This is a genomic window from Luteimonas suaedae (assembly GCF_008312895.1).
In the GTDB taxonomy this organism is placed as follows: Bacteria; Pseudomonadota; Gammaproteobacteria; order Xanthomonadales; family Xanthomonadaceae; genus Luteimonas; species Luteimonas suaedae.
This window is the reverse complement of sequence record NZ_VSSP01000008.1, coordinates 20,919-43,059: the sequence shown is the minus strand read 5'-3', so window position 1 is coordinate 43,059 and position 22,141 is coordinate 20,919. Positions and strand designations below refer to the sequence as shown.

Sequence of the window (22,141 nt, the reverse complement as noted above, 5' to 3'; positions counted from 1 at the left end):
CCGCGGCGGAAGCGCCTTTCACTCATTTCTCACTCCTCTCCACTCACTCCTCGCCTTTCAACGGCGCGCCATTCGGCGCAGGCGCGATCGAGCACCCCGTTGACGTAGGTATGGCCGTGCTCGGAGCCGAAACGCTTGACCGTCTTCAGCGCCTCGTCGATGACCACGCGATAGGGCACGTCGAGACGGTGCTGCAGTTCATAGGCGGCGATGCGCAGCATGGCGCGCTCGATCTGGTCGACCTCCTCGACGTCACGGTCGAGGAACGGTTGCAGCGATGCATCGAGCGCGGCGCGCTGCGTCAGCACGCCGCGCACCAGGTCCTCGAAGTACTCCAGATCCGCGACTTCGTGCGCCTGCTCGTGCGCAAACTGGGCGATGACGTCCTGCGCGGTGCCGCCCGACAGCTGCCAGGCGTAGACCGCCTGCAGCGCGCGTCGGCGCGCGCGGGTGCGCAGCGCCGGATCGATGCCGCCCTTGCGGTGCGGCCGGTTCCCGCGTCCCGGGTCCGTCACGGCAGTTTCCCCAGTAGCTCGGCCATCTCGATCGCCACCAGCGCGGCTTCCTCGCCCTTGTTGCCGTGGCTGCCGCCGGCGCGGCGCTCGGCGTCTTCGAATCGGTCGACCGCGAGCACGCCGTTGGCGATCGGGACGCCGGAATCCAGGGCGACGCGCATCAGCCCGTCGGAGCAGCCGTCGGCGACCTGCTCGTAATGGCGGGTGTCGCCGCGCACCACGCAGCCGAGCGCGACGATGGCGCGATGACCACCGGCGGCCGCCACCCGCGCTGCGGCCGCCGGGATTTCCCAGGCGCCGGGCACGCGGACGACGTCGATCGCATCCTCCGCCACGCCGTTGTCGGCGAAGGCCTTGCGCGCGCCGGCGACCAGGGTGTCGCTGATGCGCGGGTTCCAGCGGCTGGCGATGATCGCGAAGCGCGTGCCGTCTATGGCGCGCAGGTCGCCTTCGTAGTGGGTCATGCTGAGGGGATTCGAACAGGGGCGGCCAGTTTAGCGCGCCTGCCTGCGAGCGGGTTGCCACCGCAATGCCGTAGAGCGGAGCTTGCTCCGCTACGCGGGCTCCGGAGCCTGGAGCAGCGGAGCAAGCTCCGCTCTACGGGGCTGGCGAAGAGCATCTGGGCATCACGGCTCGACGTATTCCACCGCCTCGAGCCCGAAGCCGGCCAGCCCGACCTGCTTGCGCGGGGTGCCGAGCACGCGCAGGCGGCCGAAGCCGAGGTCGGCCAGGATCTGGCTGCCGGTGCCGTTGCGGCGCCATTCCGCCAGTGCGCCGGCGCGCGTGGGCGCGGCGATACCTTCACCCGGCGCCTGGCGGATGCGCGCCAGCAGCGCGTCGGCATCCGTGCGTTCCTCGAGCAGCACCAATGCGCCCGTCGGTTCCCGGGCCAGCCGTGCGAGCACGTCGGCGGTCGCCGGGCCGAAGTCGTCGCGACGCCAATGCAGGGCGTCGGCCAACGGATTCAGCGGCTGCACCCGCACCAGCGCCGGGACTGCGGGATCGGGCGTGCCATGCACCAGCGCCAGATGCAGGCCCTGGCTGAGGCGGTCGCGGTAGGTCACCAGCCGGAACCGGCCGTGCACGGTGTCGATCGCGCGCTCGTCGACGCGCTCGATGGTGTGCTCGGTCTCCAGCCGGTGGCGGATCAGGTCCTCGATCGAGCCGATCTTCAGGCCATGTTCGCGCGCGAACGCCTCCAGCTGCGGGCGGCGCGCCATGCTGCCGTCGGGATTGAGGATCTCCACCAGTACGCCGGCTGGCTCCAGCCCCGCCAGCAATGCCAGGTCCGCCGCCGCCTCGGTGTGACCCGCGCGGCTGAGGACGCCCCCGGGCTGCGCCTGCAGCGGGAAGATGTGGCCGGGCTGCGACAGGTCCCGCGGCCGCGCGTCCGGGCGCACCGCGGTGCGGATGGTGTGGGCGCGGTCGTAGGCGGAGATGCCGGTGGTCACGCCCTCGGCGGCCTCGATGCTGACGGTGAAGTTGGTGCCGTGGGCGGAGGTGTTGTCACGCACCATCGGCGGTAGCCCGAGCTGCGCGCAGCGCTCGCGCGTGAGCGACAGGCACACCAGGCCACGCGCGTGGGTAACCATGAAGTTGATGTCCGACGGCCTCACCAGCTCGGCCGCCATGATCAGGTCACCTTCGTTCTCGCGATCCTCATCGTCGACGATGACGACCATGCGACCGGCGCGGATTTCTTCAAGCAGTTCGGGGATCGGGGAGAAGGGCATGAAGTCAGGGACCAGGAAGTTGGGAGTCGGGTTTTGGATCTGGTTCGGGTATCGGATGGCTCTGGAAAACCCGGCTGCTTTTGCTCGTCATCCCTGCGCAAGCTGGGACCCATTTGCGGTTGCTTTCGCGCTCGTGAGGTCAGGGCCAAAGATCAAAATTGATCCCAGCTTGCGCTGGGATGACGGCGACGGCGGCTCAGCGCGCGGCGCCTGCTCCCATCAATCGTTCCACGTAGCGGGCCACCAGGTCGACCTCCAGGTTCACCGCGTCGCCGAGCGCCGTGGACGCGAAAGCGGTGTTGCCGACGGTGTGCGGGATCAGCGCGACCTCGAACCCGGCATCGTCCACCGCATTGACGGTAAGACTGACGCCGTCGACGCAGATCGAACCCTTCTTCGCCACGTAGCGCAGCACGCCGGGCGGCGCGGAAAAGCGCCAGCGCTGCGCGCGCGCGTCCGGTTCGATCCGCTCGACCCGGCCCATACCGTCGACATGGCCGCTGACCAGGTGCCCGCCGAGGCGGTCGTCGGGCCGCATCGCGCGCTCGAGGTTGAGCGCCGCGCCGTCGGCCAGCCCACCCAGCGTGGTCAGGGCCAGGGTTTCATTGGAGGCATCGGCCTGGAACGACGCGGCATCGAACGCGATCACGGTCAGGCAGACGCCGTTGACCGCGATGCTCTCGCCGGTGCGCACGTCGTCGAACGGCAGCGAGCCGACGTCGACGTGCAGGCGCACGTCGCCACCGCGCGGCACGCGCGCGATCAAGCGGCCGACGCCTTCGATGATGCCAGTAAACATCAGCACGCCTCCCGCGCGACGCGATCGCGCAGGACGGTGGACGGGACGGAACGGAACGGTTGGGACATGCACGTTTCCCGCAGTGGAAGCGAAAAACGTCCCGGGCGCGGGACATGCGCGCAGCCGCCGGCCGCGCATGTCGTCTTCTTTCATCCGGACTGTGGGGAACCGCTGTCCGGCGCACCGCGCCGCGCATCGATTCCCGGACCGTCGGCTCCGGCATTGGACCGGATCTGCTGACCCTGGGCGCCCCCGAAGAAACCGCCGCAAGCGCTCGCGGGCTCGCGCGACGGCTTCGCAGAAGCGCCGCGCCTACCGCCGGTGGGGACTTCCACCCCGCCCTGAAGACGTCTGGTTGTGTTCTGGATCACCGGCGAACCGGCACGGGGATTCTACACGCGCCAGGCAGATCTATCCGTCGCGGTGGGAAAAGACCGCGCCAGGCAGTCCTCTTCGTCACGAGACAAGGCCATCACCGACAGAGACACGATGTTCCATCGATGGCGGGCCCTGCACCCAGACATCGCGCGAACCAGATTCCCGTAGGAGCGCGCCATGCGCGCGATGCCGCGGGTGTATCCGGCCCCGGCCATCGACGGTCCCGTCGTGCACCGGAGGCATGCCGGTGATCGGAGCTCCAGGGGCCGAGCTGCCCGCGGCATCGCGCGCATGGCGCGCTCCTACGCGGGTTTGCGGCGGGCGTGGACGAACAGGGGCCAGCGCAGGGCGCGCGGGCGGTCCGGATCGCCCCAGGCCGCGGCGATTGCCGGCGCGTTGCGGGACACCGGATCCTCGCCACGCTGTTCGCGATAGCGCTTGGTCGCCGAAAAACTGCCGAAATAGCCCAGCAAGCGCGCCAGCGGCCACTCCGCGGTCATGGCGAACGACGGCGCCTCGACCGCGGCGAACGGCCATTCGAAGCCGGCATAGGCACTGTCGACCAGTGCGCGCTCGGGCGGCCAGCAGGCGGCGATGTCGTCGCGAAAGGCGTCGACCGCGGCGCGGATCGCCGGGTCGGTCTCGATGTCCTGGTAACCCCAGGCCACCAGCAGCCCGCCCGGCCGCAGCACCCGCGCGCACTCGGCGAAGAACGCCGCGCGGTCGAACCAGTGCAATGCCTGCGCCACGCAAACCGCGTCCACGGAAGCATCCGCCAGGCTGCAGCGCTCGCCGGGCTCGATCGCGAAATGCACGTTCTCCGGCGCGTGCGCCTGCGCGATCTGCGCGGCGCTGGGGTCGCTGGCATGGACTTGCGCGAAACACGTCGCCAGGCTGCGGCTGGCTTGGCCACTGCCGCAGCCGGCTTCCCAGGCCAGGCCGCGCGCGGGCGCGGCCACGGCGATCCAGTCGAACAGCGCCTCCGGATATTCCGGCCGCGCCTGCGCGTACTCCGCCGCAACCGCGGAGAAATGATCCTGAAATGCCGTCTTGTCCGTCATGCCCGCCTCGCCAGCGCCAAAGCCCGTCCCCGCCCCATAGAGCGGAACTCGCTCCGCTGCTCCCGGCTCCGGAGCCCCGCAGCCCGCAGCCCGCAGCCAAGCAAGCTCGGCTCTACGAGGCGGGCCGCAGCAGCAGCCGCAGATCGTCGCCGACCACGCGCGTCTCGATCACGCGCAGCTGGAACCGCTGCGCCATTTCTTCAATGCGCAGTCCCGCGAACAGCGGCCGCGCGCGATCGCCGAGCAGCACCGGGGCGACGTACAGCAGCAGCTCGTCCACCAGGCCCGCGGACAGGAACGCGCCGGCCAGGGTCGCGCCGGTCTCGACGTGGACCTCGTTGATCTCGCGCTCGGCCAGCAGCTTCAGCACTGCCTCCAGGTCGAGATTGCCGTCGCGGGTGACGACCGCCGCACGCGCCGCGTCGAGTTCGCGCGGCGGCTTCACGTTGGGCGCGTGCAGGTACAGGGTCGGCGCATCGCCTTCGCGTACGCGGCCGCGGGCGACGGTGGCCAGGCCCGGATCCAGCACCACGCGCAGCGGCGGCACGAACTCCGCGCCATCGGGCAGGCGCACGGTCAACCGCGGATCGTCGGCGAGGATGGTCCCGGCGCCGGACAGGATCGCGCCGCTGCGCGCGCGCCAGCGGTGCACGTCGGCGCGGGCGCCCTCGCCGGTGATCCATTGCGAATCGCCATTGGCCAACGCGGTGCGGCCGTCCAGGCTCATCGCCAGCTTCACCCGCAGCCACGGCCGGCCGCGCTCGATCCGCGACAGGAATCCGCAGTTGAGCGCGCGCGCCTGCTCCTCCATCAGCCCCGAGACGGCGTCGATTCCGGCGGCACGCAGCCGTTCGAAACCCTTGCCGTCGACCTGCGGAAACGGATCGCGCATCGCGGCCACCACCCGCGCCACGCCTGCGGCGACCAATGCATCGGCGCAGGGTCCGGTGCTGCCGGTATGCGCGCACGGCTCCAAGGTGACGTAGGCGGTGGCGCCGTGCGCGCGCTCGCCCGCCGCTTGCAGCGCCAGCACCTCCGCGTGCGGTCCGCCCTTGCGCTGGTGCCAGCCTTCGCCGACGACCTCGTCGCCACGCGCCAGCACGCAACCGACCATCGGATTGGGCTTGGTCGTCCAGGCGCCGCGCTCGGCCAGCCGCAGCGCGCGGGCCATCATGGCGTGGTCGGTGGCTGAAAAGCCGTGATTCGTGATTCGTGATTCGTGATTCGTGTCGCCGCTCATCATCGCTTGCGGCCCTTGCCGGTGCCCTTGTCGAACGGCACCACGTCGCCTGTCAGCAGCGGCAGCTGGCCTTCGCCGGGCAGGTCGCGCTCGAGCCGGTCGAGTTCCTCGCGGAAGTCGGCGACGTCCTCGAACGAGCGGTACACCGAGGCGAAGCGCACGAAGCCGACGTGGTCGAGCTTGCGTAGCTCGGCGATGACGAACTCGCCCACCCACCGCGAGGAGATCTCGCGCTCGGTGGTCATGCGCAGCTGGTGCACCACCGCGCGCACCGCCGCCTCGATCTGCTCCTCCGACACCGGCCGCTTGTGCAGCGCGCGGTCGAAGCCCAGGCGCAGCTTGCGCGCGTCGAAAGATTCGCGACGGCCGTCGCCCTTGATGATCACCGGCAGCTTGAGCTCGATCGTCTCGAGGGTGGAGAACCGCTCACCACAGGCCTCGCACTCGCGCCGGCGACGGATCGTCGCACCGTCCTCGGAAACGCGCGAGTCGATGACGCGGGTGTCTACGTGCTGGCAGAAAGGACAATGCATAAAGCAGGAAATAGTGGTGAGGAGTGAGGAACGAGTGGAGCGGCTCTTCCTCGTTTCTCACTTCTATCCACTCACTCCTTGCTCGTAGACGGGATACTCGCGGCACTGGGCGGTGACTTTTTCGCGGACGGCGGCGATCACGGCTTCGTCTTCGGGGGCGTCGAGTACGTCGCACATCCAGCCGGCTAGGTCGATGCAATCGCGCTCGCCGTAGCCGCGCGTGGTCACCGCGGGGGTACCGATGCGCAGGCCGGAGGTGACGAAGGGCTTCTGCGGGTCGTTCGGCACGGCGTTCTTGTTGACGGTGATGTGCGCCTTGCCGAGCGCCGCTTCCGCGGCCTTGCCGGTGATGCCCTTGCCGATCATGTCGACCAGCATCAGGTGATTACGGGTACCGCCGGACACGATCTTGTAGCCGCGCGCGACGATCGTCTCCGCCATCGCCTGGGCGTTCTTCACCACCTGCTGCTGGTAGGTCTTGAATTCCGGTTCCAGCGCTTCCTTGAACGCGACCGCCTTGGCGGCGATGACGTGCATCAGCGGGCCGCCCTGGATGCCGGGGAAGACGATCGACTGCAGCTTCTTCTCGATCTCCTCGCCGGCGCCGCTGGCGACGATGATGCCGCCGCGCGGGCCGCGCAGGGTCTTGTGGGTGGTCGAGGTGACCACGTGCGCGTGCGGCAGCGGGCTCGGGTAGACGCCGGCGGCGATCAGCCCCGCCACGTGCGCCATGTCGACGAACAGGATCGCGTCGATCTTGTCGGCGATGGCGCGGAAGCGCGCCCAGTCGACCACCTGCGAGTAGGCGCTGAACCCGGCGACCACCATCTTCGGCCGATGCTCGACGGCGAGGCGCTCGACTTCGTCGTAGTCGATCAGGCCTTCGTCGTTCACGCCGTACTGGACCGCGTTGAACAGCTTGCCCGAGGCGTTGACCTTGGCGCCGTGGGTGAGATGGCCGCCGTGGGCCAGCGACATGCCGAGTATGGTGTCGCCCGGCTTGAGCAGGGCGAAGTACACGGCCTGGTTGGCCTGCGAGCCCGAATGCGGCTGCACGTTGGCGTAGTCGGCACCGAACAGTTGCTTGACCCGGTCGATCGCCAGCTGCTCGGCGACGTCGACGTACTCGCAGCCGCCGTAATAGCGCTTGCGCGGATAGCCTTCGGCGTACTTGTTGGTCAGCACGCTGCCCTGGGCCTCGAGCACGCGCGGGCTGGCGTAGTTCTCCGAGGCGATCAACTCGACATGATCCTCCTGGCGACGGCGCTCGTCGGCGATCGCCGCGGCCAGTTCAGGGTCGTAACCTTCGATGCGGGCATCACGCGGGAACATTCCGGCTCCAGGGGGTTCGGCAGGCGCCGATTGTACCGTCCGCCACGCTGCGGGCGGGCTTGGGCGATTGTGGGGAAGCCCAGCCTCCCGTGACCGGCCGCGGCGGGCCATCGGGCGGGGTGGCCCCGCAAGTCGCTCCCCGATACTCGCTTGGTTGCGGCGCCACCCCACCCGATGGTCGAACTTCACCGCTGCTGGCTGCAACGGCAACAGCAACAGCATTGGCGGACGCACCGGCCCTGCTTTTCCGCCAGCTCGCGGCGAACTCGGGAGCGGGCCGCGGGATGCGCGCCAACCAAGCGAGTATCGGGGAGCGACTTGGCGTGGATCCCGCGGCCCGCCCCGCGACACCGGCTCGTCGCTTTCTACGCGGCACAAAGGCTGAATTCCAGCCAGCGGCGGGCCATCGGGCGGGGTGGCCCCGCAAGTCGCTCCCCGATACTCGCTTGGTTGCGGCGCCACCCCGCCCGATGGTCGAAGTTCACCGCTACCGGTCGCAACGGCAACAGCAACAGCATTGGCGGACCACCGCGCCCTGCTTTTCCACCAGTTCGCGGCGAGGTGGGGAGCGGGCCGCGGGATTCGTGCCAACCAAGCGAGTATCGGGGAGCGACTTGGCGCGGATCCCGCGGCCCGCCCCCGTGACCCGGCTTTTCGCTTTCCGACGCGCGCAAGAAGGCTGAATTCCAGCCAGCGCGCACCGCGACATTCGCGCGCAGGGGCAGCCTGGCCGCGGCGGGCCCGGTATAATCGCCGGTATCCCCGTACCCCACCCGCCCCGCGTGCCGATGCCGCGCGGTGGACTTCGTTGCACCGGAGCCTCCATGTCGCAATACATCTACACCATGAACGGCGTCAGCAAGACCGTGCCGCCGAAGCGCCAGATCATCAAGGACATCTCGCTGTCGTTCTTCCCCGGCGCCAAGATCGGCCTGCTGGGCCTGAACGGCGCCGGCAAGTCGACGGTGCTCAGGATCATGGCCGGCGTCGACACCGACTACTCCGGCGAGGCGCGCCCGCAGCCCGGCATCAAGGTCGGCTATCTGGCGCAGGAACCGGAGCTGGATCCGGAGAAGACCGTGCGCGAGGCGGTGGAGGAAGGCGTGGGCGAGATCCTGCAGGCGCAGGCCGAGCTGGACAAGGTCTATGCCGCCTACGCCGAGGAAGGCGCCGACTTCGACAAGCTCGCCGCACAGCAGCAGAAGCTGGAGGCGATCCTCGCCTCCGGCGACGCGCACCTGCTGGAGCAGCAGCTGGAAGTGGCCGCCGACGCCCTGCGCATCCCGCCGTGGGACGCCAAGATCGGCCCGCTGTCGGGCGGCGAGAAGCGCCGCGTGGCGCTGTGCCGCCTGCTGCTGTCGAAGCCCGACATGCTGCTGCTCGACGAGCCCACCAACCATCTCGATGCCGAGTCGGTGGAGTGGCTGGAGGAATTCCTGGCCCGCTACTCCGGCACCGTGGTAGCCGTCACCCATGACCGCTACTTCCTCGACAACGCCGCCGAGTGGATCCTCGAACTCGACCGCGGCCGCGGCATCCCGTGGAAGGGCAACTACAGCGACTGGCTGGTGCAGAAGGAAGACCGCCTAAAGCGCGAGGAATCGCAGGAGAAGGCGCGGCAGAAGGCGATCGCCCGCGAGCTGGAGTGGGCGCGCAGCAACGCCAAGGGCGGCCGCTCCAAGGGCAAGGCGCGCCTGGCCCGGATCGAGGAGCTGCAGTCGGTCGACTACCAGCGCCGCAACGAGACCAACGAGATCTTCATCCCGCCGGGCGAGCGCCTGGGCAACTCGGTGATGGAGTTCAAGGGCGTCACCAAGTCGTTCGGCGACCGCCTGCTGATCGACGACCTCAGCTTCATCGTGCCGCCGGGCGCGATCGTCGGCATCATCGGTCCCAACGGCGCCGGCAAGTCGACCCTGTTCCGGATGATCATCGGCCAGGAGCAGCCGGACCAGGGCGAGATCGTCACCGGGCCGACCGTCAAGCTGGCCTACGTCGACCAGAGCCGCGAGGCGCTGACCGGCAACCACAACGTGTTCCAGGAGGTCAGCGGCGGCGCCGACATCCTCAACATCAACGGCATCGAGATCCAGTCGCGCGCCTACATCGGCCGCTTCAACTTCAAGGGCCAGGACCAGCAAAAGCTGGTCGGCAATCTCTCGGGCGGCGAACGCGGCCGCCTGCACCTGGCCAAGACCCTGCTGCAGGGCGGCAACGTGCTGCTGCTCGACGAGCCGTCCAACGACCTCGACATCGAGACCCTGCGCGCGCTCGAGGACGCGCTGCTGGAATTCCCGGGCAACGTGTTCGTGATCAGCCATGACCGCTGGTTCCTGGACCGCATCGCCACCCATATCCTCGCCTTCGAGGGCGACAGCCACGTCGAGTTCTTCCAGGGCAACTACCGCGAATACGAGGAAGACAAGAAGCGCCGGCTGGGCGAGGAAGGTGCCAAGCCGCATCGCCTGCGGTTCAAGGCGTTGAAGTGACGGACTGGCCCGCGCGCGCAGCGCGCGGCTTTGCCAGTCCGTCATCCCGGCGAAGGCCGGGATCCAGGCCCATGGCCGCAAAACGGCCATGGCTTTGCCAAATCGTCATCCCGGCATGCTCTTGGCCGGGATCCAGGGACTTGGATCTTGATTTTGACTTTAGATGTTGCCTGTAGAGTCAACGTCCTTGGATGACCAGCCCTTCGGGCTGTTGAAAAGCACCTCCCGCCTTCGCGGGGATGACGAGCCGAGGGGAGATGTGATCCTCATGAACTTCATCAGCGCCCTGAAGACCCGCTGGCAACACGCCAACTCCCTCGTCTGCGTCGGCCTCGACCCCGAGCCATCACGCTTCCCGTCGAAGTTCGCCAACGACCCGGACGCGGTGTTCAACTTCTGCCGCGACATCGCCGATGCCACCGCCGAACACACCTGCGCCTTCAAGCCACAGATCGCTCACTTCGCCGCCCTCGGCGCCGAAGACGCCCTCGCCCGCCTGATCGCGCACATCCATGCCGCGCATCCCGGCATCCCGGTGATCCTCGATGCCAAGCGCGGCGACATCGGCAGCACCGCACAGCACTACGCCGCCGAGGCCTTCGACCGCTACCGCGCCGACGCGGTCACCGCCAACCCGTACCTTGGTCGCGACTCGCTGCAGCCGTTCCTGGATCGCGCCGACAAGGGCGTTGTGATCCTGTGCCGGACCTCGAACCCGGGCGCCGGCGACCTGCAGGACCTCGTCGTTTCCGCTGGCGGCCGCACCGATCGCCCGCTGTACCAGCACGTCGCCGAAACGATCGCGCGCGAGTGGAACGGCAACGGCAACTGCGCCTTGGTGGTCGGCGCGACCTGGCCGGAGCAGTTGCGCGAGGTGCGTGCGATCGTCGGCGATCTGCCGTTGCTGGTGCCGGGCGTCGGCGCGCAGGGCGGCGACGTCGAGGCGGTGGTACGCAATGCGAAGACCGCCGACGGCACCGGCCTGATCGTCAGCAGCTCGCGCGCAGTGCTGTATGCATCCAGCGGTGGCGACTATGCCGAAGCGGCCGCCGCCGCGGCCGGCGAGCTGCGCGAGACGATCAACCGCTACCGCTGACGCGCTCACCGCCTCTTCGCACCAACCGCCGCATCCCCAGGTGCCCGATGGCGGCGACAAAGAATCGCGGGAGGCTCCGGCGGGATCGAAGGCGATTCCGGGTGCGTCCAACTACGCCGGCATCGCGCACGGCGCGCTCCTACGGAACGCCCGCCCCCGTAGGAGCGGCCCATGGCCGCGATGCCGCGGGAGGCTCCGATCGGATCGGCGGCGATTCCGTGCACGTCCGGCCATGCCGGCATCGCGCGCATGGCGCGCTCCTACGAAATCGCCTCGTGTGCATTGCCTCGACCGGTTGTCACGGCACCACGTCGATAAAGGTATTGATCGACAGCCGCCCGGCCAACGGGTCGGCCGGCGGTACGCGGCCGTCGTCGATGTTGCCCGAATGCAGCGAATTGCGCCGGTAGACCACCATCCGGTTGAACACGCCTTCCACCCGCTCGATCTGCTCGAACAGGGCGGTGTCGCCGGCGATGTAGCCGGCGGATGGGGCGTCGTTGCTGCGGCTTTCGCCCTCCAGGCAGCGGAAGTACGCCTCGCGACGCTCCGCATCGACGTACTCGAACCCGGTTTGACGGTGGCGATAGAAGGCGGTGCCGCCCCAGTCGCCGTGGAACAGGTAGTGCACCGTCGCCAGGCCGTTGCCCGATACCGAATCGATGTGCGGGATCCGCTGCAGGAACGCCAGCTGTTGCGGCGGCAGGGTCACCAGCGAGTAGTGCGCCATCGGGAACACGAACCTGCCCGGTGCCAGCCCGAACTCCGGCAGCAGCGGCGTCAACATCTCCTGCAGGAAGGCCTCGTACGACAGCGGCGCACGGGCGCGGATGCCGGGAAACATGCTGTGCTGGCCGGTGTAATGGCGGCCGGCGGCCTTGCGCACCAGCCGCTGCGGGTCGGCGACGACATTGTCGATGATCAGCAGCGGGGCCTGCTCGGCTCCGATCGCGCGCCGCTCGACGCGCAGGTCCGGATGCGATTCCAGGATCATGCTGCGCGCGGTCCGCTCAGGCGCCGGCCAGCGCCGGCATCGGTGCGCGGCGCAGGCTCCATACCGACGGATCGGCCGGGCAGTAGCGCTCGATGAACTCCCCGTGGGACGGCATCGCCTCCACCGCCCGGTTGATCGGCTGGCGCACGGCATCGAACAGCCGCGTCAGATCCGCATCGCCCAGCCCCCGCGTCAGCGGATGGTGGTCGCGCGGCACCACGCCCTGCCCCAGCATCACGTGGGTCCACGAATCCAGCCGGAACAGCTCATCCTCGCCCTGCCAGGCGTAGGCGCTGTCGCGGAACACCTGGATGCGCCGCGCCAACTCGTCGGGCAGGCGCATCTCGCGGCATTCGCGCCACAGCGGTTCGTCGCGCTGATTGAGGTGGTAATGCATGATGACGAAGTCGCGCACGTGCTCCAGTTCCGCGCGGCTGACGTCGTTGTAGCGGTCCACCATCGATTCGTCGATGCCGGCGTGCGGGAACATCTGCACCAGTCGGGTCACCGCGCTGAGAGTCAGGTGGATGCTGGTCGACTCCAGCGGCTCGATGAAGCTGCTGGCCAGGCCCAACGAGACCACGTTCTTGTTCCAGACCTTGCGCCGGCGGCCGGTGCGGAACGGCACGACCCACGGCTCGCGCACCACCGGCACATTGCCGTTGGCGGCCGCCAGCTTCGCCGCGGCCTCGTCGTCGGACATGTGCGCGCTGGAGAACACCCAGCCGCAGCCGACCCGGTGCTGCAGGGCGATGTGCCAGCGCCAGCCCGCCTCGTGGGCAATCGCGCGGGTGTAGGGCACCGGCGGCTCGACCGATTCGATCTGCATGGCCACCGCACGGTCGCACGGCAACCAGTTGTTCCAGTCCTCGTAGCCGGTCTTGAGCGTCTGTTCGATCAGCAGGCCGCGGAAACCGGTGCAGTCGATAAACAGGTCGCCCTCGACCACCTGCCCGTCCTCCAGTACCAGCGACTGAACATAGCCGTTGCCCGGGTCCTGGCGCACCTCGCGGATCTTGCCCTCCACGCGAGTCAAGCCGCGGCCCTCGCACTTGCGGCGCAGGAACGCAGCGTACAACGCCGCATCGAAATGGTAGGCGTAGCTGACGTCGGCGCGCTCCAGCGCGGCCGGCTTGACCCAGCGCATGGACCATTGCTGGGCGCCGGCACCGGCCTGGTCGAACAGGGCGAAGCGATCGGCCCGCGAGGCGACCGTCTCCAGGCAGAAATCGCCCAGTTCGGACTTCATGCCGCGACGCAGGCTGTCCAGCCAGAACTGGTGAAAGTCGCACGACCAGGTGTTCATCCCGGTGGTGCCGAACGGATGGAAGTAACGGTCGCCCGGACGCTTCCAGTTCTCGAAGGAGATGGACAGCTTGAAGCTGCCGGCGACCGAACTGAGGAACTCGCGCTCGTCGATCTGCAGCAGGCGGTGGAAGGTGCGTATCGTCGGGATCGTCGACTCGCCCACACCGACCGTGCCGATCTGTTCGGATTCGACCAGGGTGATGTCGAGCAGGTCGCGGAACTGGTGGGTGAGCGCACAAGCGGCCACCCAGCCCGCGGTGCCGCCGCCGGCGATGACGACCTTGCGTATCCTGTTCTCGCTCACGTTGTTCCCCTTAAGTGACGTGATTGGTGATTCGTGATTGGTGATTCGCAAGAGCAAAAACGGCCGTAGCCTTCTGCGAATCGCCAATCACCAATCACGAATCACCGATTAAGCTTGTCCATCAGCATCGCCCGCAGCTGTCGCGCCATCGTCTCGTCGACCGGCCCGAGCACGCCACGCGCTTGCTCCGGCAGGTGCGCGCCCGCCGCGTCTGCAGGGCCGAATATGTAGTGTTCGAACACCTGTTTCCAGGCCTGCTTCTCCCGCTCCGGGCGATCGCGGATCGTCCACAGCGCGTGATAGAGCGCGTGCATCGGGGTCGGGATGTGCGCCGGCATGCTGCTCCACCAGTAGTTGACCAGCACGGTGAATGGGTCCAGTCCCTGCACGTGGTGCCACCACATGCTGGGGATGAATATCGCATCGCCCGGCTCCAGCAGCGCCGCCTGCCCCGCCGCCAGCGCTTCGCGGAAGCGCGGGTGGCGCTCGAAATCAGGCTCGGCGAAATCGACCACGCTGACCGCCTGCCCACCGGGCGTGGGTTCCAGCGGGCCGGGGTAGAGGTTGCCGATCTGGTTGGGCGGGAACAGGGTGAATCGGCGCCGGCCGACGGCGACGCAGGCGATGTTGTTCGGCGCGTCGTAGTGGCAGGACGCGGTCACCCGGTTGCCGATCCAGATGCTCGGCGGCGCGTCCACGCCGTGGGCGGCGAAATCCAGGTCGTTGGCCTGGCGCAGCCCCGGCAACACGCTGTCCACCGGCAGAGAGGCGACGTAGTACGTCGGCGGGCGCGGCTCGTCCAGGAGCGAGGCCAGCTCGTCCAGCACCTGGTCCAGTCCGTTGCGGCGGACCTCGCAGTTCAGCCGGGTGAAGTCTTGCCGATAGAAGGGCCGGCCGGCGGTCTCCGGCTCGCCCCAGTTGTACTGCACCGGCCGGCCGTTGTAATGCGAGCGCAGCAGGTCCATCGCCACCCGCGGCGATTCCAGGCCCGCGCGCACCAGGCTCCAGTCGCGCGCCAGTCCGCGCAACACCACCGGCTCGCCTGCGGCCAGCAGTTCGTCGAGTGGCAGCGCGTCCGGCCCGCCGGCCTCGCGTTCGCGGACATGGGCCGTGACCCGGCCGCCGATGGCCGCGCTTGCACCACCACTGTCCGTGACGACCGCGCTGGTGACACCCGTGCTTGTGACACCCATGCTCATGGCGCCCATGCTACTACTCGGGCCGCCTCAGCCCGCATTCACCGTCGGCCCGGATTCGGCCTGCAGGCGCAGGCGGCGCTGCTTTTCGGCGATCAGCCGGCGCATGTTGTGCATCGAGGCCAGCACGAGAAAGGCGCCTTCAAGGAAGCCCCAGCGGTGCAGGGCAAGCAGTTTGTCGGCCTCCAGCGCGGCCAGCCGTTCGCGGTCGATGCCGTACAACCCGGTCAGGTCCACGCCGTGCTCGGCATCCAGCTTGACCTCCAGCTTGACCGGCTGGATCAGGCCCATCGACTCAAACGCGGCGAACATCGCCTTGCCGCCTTCGACGCCGTCGTGGATACCGCCCAGCACGGTGGTGATGTGCTGCAGGTAGGGACTGTGCCCGCCCTGCGGGAGGAATACCGGCTCGCCCTCCTCGAAACTGATTCGCGGATGGTCGAGGTCGACATGGATCACCGGCTTCTTGTGCAGCTCGCCCTCGTCCCACTGCTCCTGGAAGCCGATCAGGAACGGTCCCCTGGCAACATAGCCGGGCAGGTAGGACGCATTCCAGTGATCTCCCTGCAGGAACAGGTTCTCCTGCTTGTCGAAGCCGAGCATGGCCACCGACTGGTATTCGCCGCCTTCCCGCTCCTTGCGGAAGAAGATGGGATATTCACGTTGCAGTTCCGCGTACTCGGTCGGGAACGCAGGCACCATGCCGACCTGGTCGCCGAACTCGCGGCCGAAACGCGTGACCACGCGCAGTTCCTTGTGCGCCACGTTGTTGAGCAACTCGTATCGTGCCATTTCGATTCCGTCGAGAGAGCGGACGCACGGCCCCGCCCACGATGCCAGATATTCCGGAATGGCGCAGACATCGCAAGGCGAGCCCTTGCGTTCCGCAGTGGGGAATTCGATGCCCGGCATGGCCGGGCCCCGATTCCCTTCCCGGCCATCCGGGGAGGACGACCGGTACCGCCGCTTCCACTGCGGCGGTACCGGCCCATGCCCGCACACTGGCCTGGGCGGGATCAGAACTTGTAGCGGAGACCCATCATGTAGCGCGGCGACTGATCCACCAGACGGACCATCTGGTTGTGCGATCGGGCGCTCCAGCGGACGTCCTCGCCGGTCAGGTTGATCGCTTCCAGCAACACCGAGAGGTTGTCGCTGAAGTCGTACGACACGGAAAGGTCGATCTGGTGGTACTCCTCGACGAAGTATGGATTGCGGTTGTTGGCGTTCTGGTTCGCCGCCAGCAGGTACTCGTCGCGCCAGTTCCAGGCCAGGCGGGCCGACCAGCCGTACTTTTCGTACATCAGCACGGCATTGGCGGTGTCGCTCAGGCCCGTCAGTGCGAACACGTCCGTGCCAGGGTCGGCCGCACGGTCGATCCCCACGTCGCCTTTGACGATGGTGTAGTTGGCCAGGATGCCGAAGCCGCTGTCGCCAAAGAAATACTGCCCGCCGATCTCCCAGCCATCGAGCGTGGCCTCGCGCTGGTTCGCCGGGCGATTGACGTCATACATGTACAGCGGGTCGTCGGCTTCGCCGAAGATGTCGAAACGGCTTTCCATGCTGATCTGCTGGGTATTGCTGCCGTCGTAGGCCGCCAGGCCGCCAGTCGCCGCTTCGTTGCGCAGCATCGCCAACGCGGTGAACAACGTGGTGTAGTTGCCGGCGCAGCCTTCGCTCGCGTTGTTGCCGGCCGCGTTCACCTGGTCGATACATGCCTGGCTTTCGATGAACGCCAGTGCCGCCTGTGCGTCAGGCCCGGAGGTCGGGTCGGTGATGCCGTACAGGTTCTCGCGCACCACCGTGTTGCCGATGAAGTTGTCGACCTTCTTGCGCCAGTAGGTCACGCCGATGAAGCTGGACGGCGCGAAGTACCACTCGGCGCCGAGGTCGAAGTTCTTCGACTCCAGCGGCGACAGCGTCGGGGTCTGCGCGCTGCCGGTCGCGCGGAACTGCTCGCCGAACAGGACCGAGCCGCTGGGACCGCCCGCGGTGGGACCCGCGTACAGATTGCCGTACGGCGGGCGGGCTATGGTCTTGCTCGCCGATACGCGGCCCTTGATGTCGTCGGTCAGGTCAATGCTGAAGTCGAGGTTCGGCAGCAGGTAGTTGTAGCTGTGTTCCTCGGAGAACGGCATCGCTTCATCCGAGAAAACGTAGCCGAAGTCGTTGTTGGACATCCAGTTGATGGCGCTGGGCACCTGGATGACCGAAGTCGAGGTCAGATCGGTCTTCTCGTAACGCAGGCCGACGACGGCATTGGCCGGCATGCTGCCGAGCGTGAAGTCCTGGTCCCATTGGACGTAGACCGCGTTCGTCTTTTCTTCGACCAGGTTGTCGTTGTCATAGGTCGTGCGCACACGGGAGCTGATGCTGTCGCAATCCGGCCACACCGCCGGCGCGGTGCCGTTGGCGCACGCATTCTCCGCCCACTGCGCCAGCGCGCTGGCGTCGCCCCACCACGCCCCCGTGGGCGAGCCGTTGGCGCTGAAGTCATTGAACAGTCCGCCGATGTTGATCGTCCTCAGCAGCTCGGCCATGCCCGGCGCCTGGCCGACGTCGTCCACGCCCCAGTTGCCCAGGGTCATCAGGTGGCCATGACCGTCCACGGTCAGGCGCCGCATCGACACATCCGAGGACTCGATGCCGAACTGGAAGCGGCCACTGTCGAAAAACAGTTCACCGTCGATGCGCGCCTGCTTGACCTCGGAGTCCTGGCGGGTCGACCAGATGCGCATGATCTGGGTGCCCAATTGCTCCGGGGGGAAGTCCGGATTGAGCACGCCATTGGTGTTGGCCACCGCGTCGGCGGTGCTCGGGAAGAGCGTGCGCGCCATGATCGGCAGGCCGCTGTTGAACCAGTACTCCTGTGTCCAGTTGTTGGTCTCGCGATTCGGGGCGAGCCCCGCGAGGCTGAAGGCGGTGGAGCTGCCGCCGGTGACCGGATCGTTCGGGCGGCTGTCGACCTTGGTGTTGTGCGCATCGAAGGTCAGGTTGAAGCGGTCGTTGACGTCCCAGCGCGCGTTGAAGCCCAGCGACCCCAGCTTGTACTTCTGTTCGTCGCGCTGCTGCTCGAAGCCGAAATCCTTGGCGCTGCCGGTGATGTCACGGATGTAGACCGGCGTGGCGACCTGGTCGTTCCCGTCGAAGGTGACATGGCTGAGGCTGTTCTGCAGCCACATGGTCTGCTCGCCGCGGAACTGGGAAATCTCGTTGGTCGAGTAGGTGTAGTCCAGGGTGAAGGTGAAGGCGTCGGTCGGGGCGAACTGCAGCACCGCCTGGCCGTTGACGCGCTCGCGCTCGAAGTCTGAGAACGCATAGCGCAGGTCGTTTGGCATGCTGTAGAGCTGGCCGATCTCCGGCGCGTTCTCGACGACGGCACCCGGGCGCAGCTTGCCGTCGGCGCCGGTCCAGCGGGCGACGTTCCAGCCATTCTCGGTCGCCTGCACCGAGCCGCCGTGACGCTTCTGGTAGCTGCCGTTCACGCCGATGCCCCAGGTCTTGTCCGGATTGGTGTAGCTGAAGATGCCGGACAGCTCGGGGGTGGCGCCGTTGTGGAACAGCGCCGACTCGTCCATCACGGCCTTGGCGCCGACATTCGCGACCACGCCATCGTGGTTGAAAGGGCGGTCGGTCAGGATGTCGATGGTGGCGCCGATGCCGCCGCTTGGCGTGTGGGCGCGGCCGGTCTTGTACACGGTGACGCCACTGATCGCATCGGAGGCCAGCTGCGCGAAGTTGAAGCCACGCGTGCCGGCGCCGACGCCACCGATTTCCAGGCCGCCGCTGCTGAAGCCGTCGGCGCCTGGGATCTGGCGGCCGTTGAGCGTGATGAGGTTGTATTCGGGACCGAAGCCGCGCGCGGTGACCGTCGCGCCCTCGCCGTCGCGGCGCTCGATCGAGATGCCGGTGATGCGCTGCAACGATTCGGCGAGATTGGTGTCCGGAAACTTGCCGATGTCCTCGGCACTGATCGCGTCGACGATGCCGGTGGCGTCGCGCTTGATGTTCATGGCGTGCTCGAGGCTGTTGCGGATGCCGACGACGGTCACCGCATCGAGCGTGGTCGCATCCGGTTCGCTCCGTGCCTGCGCGTCCTGGATGCCCTGGGTGTCCTGGGGTTCCTGCGCGAAGGCGGGATTGATGATGATCGCGCCGCCGACGATGGTGAACAGAGCCTTCGACTTGAATCGCTTGAACTTGTCGTCATTCATGGGCGTGCCTGATTCCTGGCTGATGGATGGATGGGTGTGCGCATCGAGTGCCCGCTTTTGCGGCGACCTTTCAGCGGCACCGACTGCCGGATCCGGGATCCCGGCAAATCGCATCGCTGGTCTTGAGATACCGACGCATCGCGACTGCCCCGGGGGCGCAGCGGCGCACTGACCGCGAACTCACGAGAGACGCGGGAGCGGATGCGGGTCGATCGAAGGTCCGGCCGCGCCGAACCGGCCAGTCGGTGGATCGGGCATGGCGTTGCGCCGCCTCGGCTTCGGACGTCCATGCCGGCCCGGCGTCGCAGCCGACGGGCCGGGTTCGAGCCATTCTTGTCGTAGGTATTGCATCGTCTCCCTCCTTTTTGCGTCGAACCGGATCCCGTGGCCCGGCCCTGATAGCGCTGTCAATTACGTGCGGAAGCCCCCTTCGGATCATGTTCGCCAAGCGTCCGACCGCCTCGCCCGCGGGCGGCGCCGATCCTCAGGCGCAGGCCGGAACGCGCGCCGCGCCGGCCGCGCGCTGGCACCGGACAATGTTGCCCCGGGCCGGGCCGACCCCATTGCCCGAACCCTCGTCCGCGTCGGACCGCGTCGATTCCCTCGCGCACTTCCTGGACATGCCTCCCTCCTTGAACCGGGCAGACGTCGCATCGCTCATACCGATGATGACAACGCTGCCAAGTGTTACCGCTAACACTTCTCTTTTTGTTTGTCCAGAATGAGCCGCCGCGACCGCCGTTCGGTTACAGACGCAACGGCCTCGCACCGCCGACCCGTCGCTGCAACGCAGGCGTCGAGCGCCCGAAATCCCCCGGCGAGCGCCGGTTAGCGGCGGCCGGCTGCACGGGCGCAAAGCTCGTAACGGCGCCATTGATACCGGTAGCATCGAAACCCACCGCAGCGCACGGCGGGGCGGCGGCCAGAGTCAGGCCGCCGCTTCGACGGGCCGGCCTTGCCGGCGCTGCCGATAACGGGCCCGGAGCCGGATGTTGTGCGTTGCACCACCATTTTCCGCGTAAGTTCGGCCACGCAGCGCGCCCCTGCCCGGCGCCATCGGACGGCCTCGCTGACGCCGTTCGCCGTCATGCGGGCATCGCCCGCGCCACGTGCTTCTAAGGAGCGATGGCGCGGCCGACGGCACGCAGGACCGCGAACGGGAAGCGGAGCCAGATCATCGCGTAGACCCCGACGCGCACCGGCAACCCGCGTCGCGGCGCCTCGAACTTGCGGAAGTAGCGCGCCAGGCCACGGTGCTTGTGCCATTCGACGAACAGCGGCCGGGAACCGCTGGAGACGCCGCGCACGTGCAGCACGCGGACGTCATTGGCGACGGCGACATGCGCGCCGGCCCGGCGGGCGCGCCGGCACAGGTCAAGGTCTTCGGCATGCAGGCGATAGTCCTCGTCGAAACCGCCGATGCGCTCGAACAGCGCGCGCGGCAGCAGCATCAGCGCACCCGAGACCGCGTCGACCGGCTGCAACGGTTGCGCCGGATCCACCGCAACATCGAGCGCGCGTGCCGAAGCGGTCAGCAGCATGGCACCGAAATCGGGATCGCGGCGGCGCGCGGCGCCGTCGCGCATGCCGGCCTCGTCGACCAGGTCGGCGCCCAGCAGGGCCTCGCCCGCGGACGCCTGCGCATGCACGCGCAGGCGCGCCAGCGCATCAGGAGCCGGCAGGCAGTCGGGATTGACGAAGGCGAGCCACGGCGCATCGCAGGCGCGCGCACCCTGGTTGCAGGCCACGCCGAAGCCCGGATTGTCGGGATTGGCGATGAAGCGCAGGCGCGGGTCGGCGGCGGCATGACGCTGCACGATCGCCAGGGTGCCATCGCGGGAATCGTTGTCGACCACGCGGATCTGGACCACGCCGTCGGCCGCGCGCAGCCGTTGCAGGCAGTCGTCGATGGTCGAGGCGCTGCGGTAGGTGACGACGACGGCGGCAATGCCGTCGCGGGCCGGAACACTCATGGTCGGCGCCTCATCGCCTACGCGGTTCCGCGGGCGTGGTGGCGACGGCGCCGTCGTCCGGGCCGGTGGATGGCGGCGGTTCCTGTCGGGCTGCGGCCACCGCACACGACGTCTTCGACGGGGTATCGCGCGCGTCCGGCGCGGAGGGAAACAGCTCATGCTGCGGCGGACGTGTCTCCAGCCGCGCGCAGTCGCGCGACAGCTGCTCACGACAGTCACCCAGCGGATCGCGCATCAGGAAATTCGCCAGCCGTGCATGCCAGTCCGGCCAGCGTGCGGCCAGCGCCTCCATGTCGCCCTCGCCCGGGCCGCCCTCGCCGCCACGGGCGACGAACGCGGTCTCGCACAACGCGTTGCGCCAGCCCAGGCCGGACAGGCGCAGCGACAGGTCGATCAGCGCCGCGTACCACGACACGTAGCTGCTGGCGTCCAGGCCGCCGGCCTTGCGCCGGGCACTGCCGCGCAGCAGCACGGCGTGTCCGACCGCCGCCGGCAGTTCCGGATGCAGCGGCGGCAGCGCATCGCAGGCGCGGGCGAGGCGGTCGAGATCCTCCGGGATCGGCGAGATCTCGCCGATCCGCGGCCAAGCCGCGCTCTCGCCGGCATTGCACCAGGGCGTGGCGGTGGCGATCGAGGCGTCGCGGGCGAAGCAGGCGACCAGCGCCGCGGCCCAGCCCGGCGCCGGAATCGCGTCGGGTGCGAGCACCAGCACGTCGGCATCGCCGCAGGCGGTCAGTGCCTCGTCCAGGTGCGCGACCTCGCCGATGCCGCGCTGGCGCCGACTGTAGTCGGCACGCAACGGCGTGCTCGCCAGCCAGCGCTCGACGATCGCCAGTCCGCGTGGCCCGGCGCGGGCGTCGTCGGCGAGCCAGACGCGAGTGCCGACCGGGGTGCCGGCATCGAGCGCCGCCAGGCAGGCATCGAGCGCGTCGTCGTCGGCGCCGAGCGGCAGCAGTACGACCGGCAGGTCAGCCAT

16 protein-coding genes, 1 pseudogene and 1 riboswitch are annotated in these 22,141 nt (G+C 68.4%); of the genes and pseudogenes, 2 read left to right on the top strand and 15 right to left on the bottom strand.

Going from position 1 to position 22,141, the window contains the following annotated elements:
* Positions 1-29: 29 nt before the first annotated feature.
* The 8 genes from nusB to glyA all read right to left on the bottom strand — a co-directional run bounded on the left by nusB (position 30) and on the right by glyA (position 7,591).
* Complete coding sequence (gene nusB / locus FXO19_RS12655; protein WP_149195474.1) at positions 30-515, bottom strand: transcription antitermination factor NusB; 486 nt, start codon at positions 513-515, stop codon at positions 30-32.
* Complete coding sequence (ribH, locus tag FXO19_RS12650; protein WP_149195473.1) at positions 512-979, bottom strand: 6,7-dimethyl-8-ribityllumazine synthase; 468 nt, start codon at positions 977-979, stop codon at positions 512-514. Before ribH ends, nusB begins: the two co-directional genes overlap by 4 nt.
* A gap of 162 nt (positions 980-1,141) precedes the next feature.
* On the bottom strand, positions 1,142-2,248 hold the full coding sequence (ribB, locus tag FXO19_RS12645) for a 3,4-dihydroxy-2-butanone-4-phosphate synthase (RefSeq protein WP_149195472.1): 1,107 nt from the start codon (positions 2,246-2,248) through the stop codon (positions 1,142-1,144).
* 196 nt (positions 2,249-2,444) lie between these two features.
* On the bottom strand, positions 2,445-3,047 hold the full coding sequence (locus tag FXO19_RS12640) for a riboflavin synthase (protein ID WP_149195471.1): 603 nt from the start codon (positions 3,045-3,047) through the stop codon (positions 2,445-2,447).
* Positions 3,048-3,184: 137 nt separating this feature from the next.
* Positions 3,185-3,400: riboswitch (FMN riboswitch) on the bottom strand.
* 327 nt (positions 3,401-3,727) lie between these two features.
* The gene (locus FXO19_RS12635) at positions 3,728-4,486 is read right to left on the bottom strand and encodes a class I SAM-dependent methyltransferase (protein ID WP_149195470.1); all 759 of its coding nucleotides are present in this window, start codon (positions 4,484-4,486) and stop codon (positions 3,728-3,730) included.
* Between the two features lie 112 nt (positions 4,487-4,598).
* Positions 4,599-5,729: a bifunctional diaminohydroxyphosphoribosylaminopyrimidine deaminase/5-amino-6-(5-phosphoribosylamino)uracil reductase RibD gene (ribD, locus tag FXO19_RS12630; protein ID WP_425481473.1), complete on the bottom strand. Its 1,131-nt coding sequence runs from the start codon at positions 5,727-5,729 to the stop codon at positions 4,599-4,601.
* Complete coding sequence (nrdR, locus tag FXO19_RS12625; protein WP_149195468.1) at positions 5,726-6,259, bottom strand: transcriptional regulator NrdR; 534 nt, start codon at positions 6,257-6,259, stop codon at positions 5,726-5,728. Before nrdR ends, ribD begins: the two co-directional genes overlap by 4 nt.
* Positions 6,260-6,322: 63 nt before the next feature.
* Positions 6,323-7,591: a serine hydroxymethyltransferase gene (glyA, locus tag FXO19_RS12620; protein WP_149195467.1), complete on the bottom strand. Its 1,269-nt coding sequence runs from the start codon at positions 7,589-7,591 to the stop codon at positions 6,323-6,325.
* Positions 7,592-8,415: 824 nt separating this feature from the next.
* Here glyA and ettA point away from each other — a divergent pair.
* Complete coding sequence (ettA, locus tag FXO19_RS12615; RefSeq protein WP_149195466.1) at positions 8,416-10,080, top strand: energy-dependent translational throttle protein EttA; 1,665 nt, start codon at positions 8,416-8,418, stop codon at positions 10,078-10,080.
* 268 nt (positions 10,081-10,348) lie between these two features.
* Positions 10,349-11,176, top strand: a complete 828-nt coding sequence (gene pyrF / locus FXO19_RS12610; RefSeq protein WP_149195465.1) for an orotidine-5'-phosphate decarboxylase — start codon at positions 10,349-10,351, stop codon at positions 11,174-11,176.
* Between the two features lie 298 nt (positions 11,177-11,474).
* Here pyrF and FXO19_RS12605 read toward each other — a convergent pair whose 3' ends face one another.
* The 7 genes and pseudogenes from FXO19_RS12605 to FXO19_RS12575 all read right to left on the bottom strand — a co-directional run.
* Entirely contained in the window at positions 11,475-12,170 is a 696-nt protein-coding gene (locus tag FXO19_RS12605) for a DUF6445 family protein (RefSeq protein WP_149195464.1), read from the bottom strand.
* Between the two features lie 16 nt (positions 12,171-12,186).
* Positions 12,187-13,782, bottom strand: coding sequence for a tryptophan halogenase family protein (locus tag FXO19_RS12600; RefSeq protein WP_149195463.1), 1,596 nt, complete (start codon positions 13,780-13,782; stop codon positions 12,187-12,189).
* A 101-nt stretch (positions 13,783-13,883) separates the two neighbouring features.
* The gene (locus FXO19_RS12595) at positions 13,884-14,975 is read right to left on the bottom strand and encodes a cupin-like domain-containing protein (protein ID WP_149195591.1); all 1,092 of its coding nucleotides are present in this window, start codon (positions 14,973-14,975) and stop codon (positions 13,884-13,886) included.
* 33 nt (positions 14,976-15,008) lie between these two features.
* Positions 15,009-15,770, bottom strand: coding sequence for a SapC family protein (locus tag FXO19_RS12590; protein WP_149195462.1), 762 nt, complete (start codon positions 15,768-15,770; stop codon positions 15,009-15,011).
* Between the two features lie 224 nt (positions 15,771-15,994).
* Complete coding sequence (locus FXO19_RS12585) at positions 15,995-19,192, bottom strand: TonB-dependent receptor (protein WP_149195461.1); 3,198 nt, start codon at positions 19,190-19,192, stop codon at positions 15,995-15,997.
* Positions 19,193-20,307: 1,115 nt separating this feature from the next.
* Entirely contained in the window at positions 20,308-21,165 is an 858-nt protein-coding gene (locus FXO19_RS12580) for a glycosyltransferase family 2 protein (protein ID WP_149195460.1), read from the bottom strand.
* Positions 21,166-21,313: 148 nt separating this feature from the next.
* Positions 21,314-22,141 (bottom strand): annotated as a pseudogene (locus FXO19_RS12575) (glycosyltransferase family 2 protein); the annotation flags it as partial.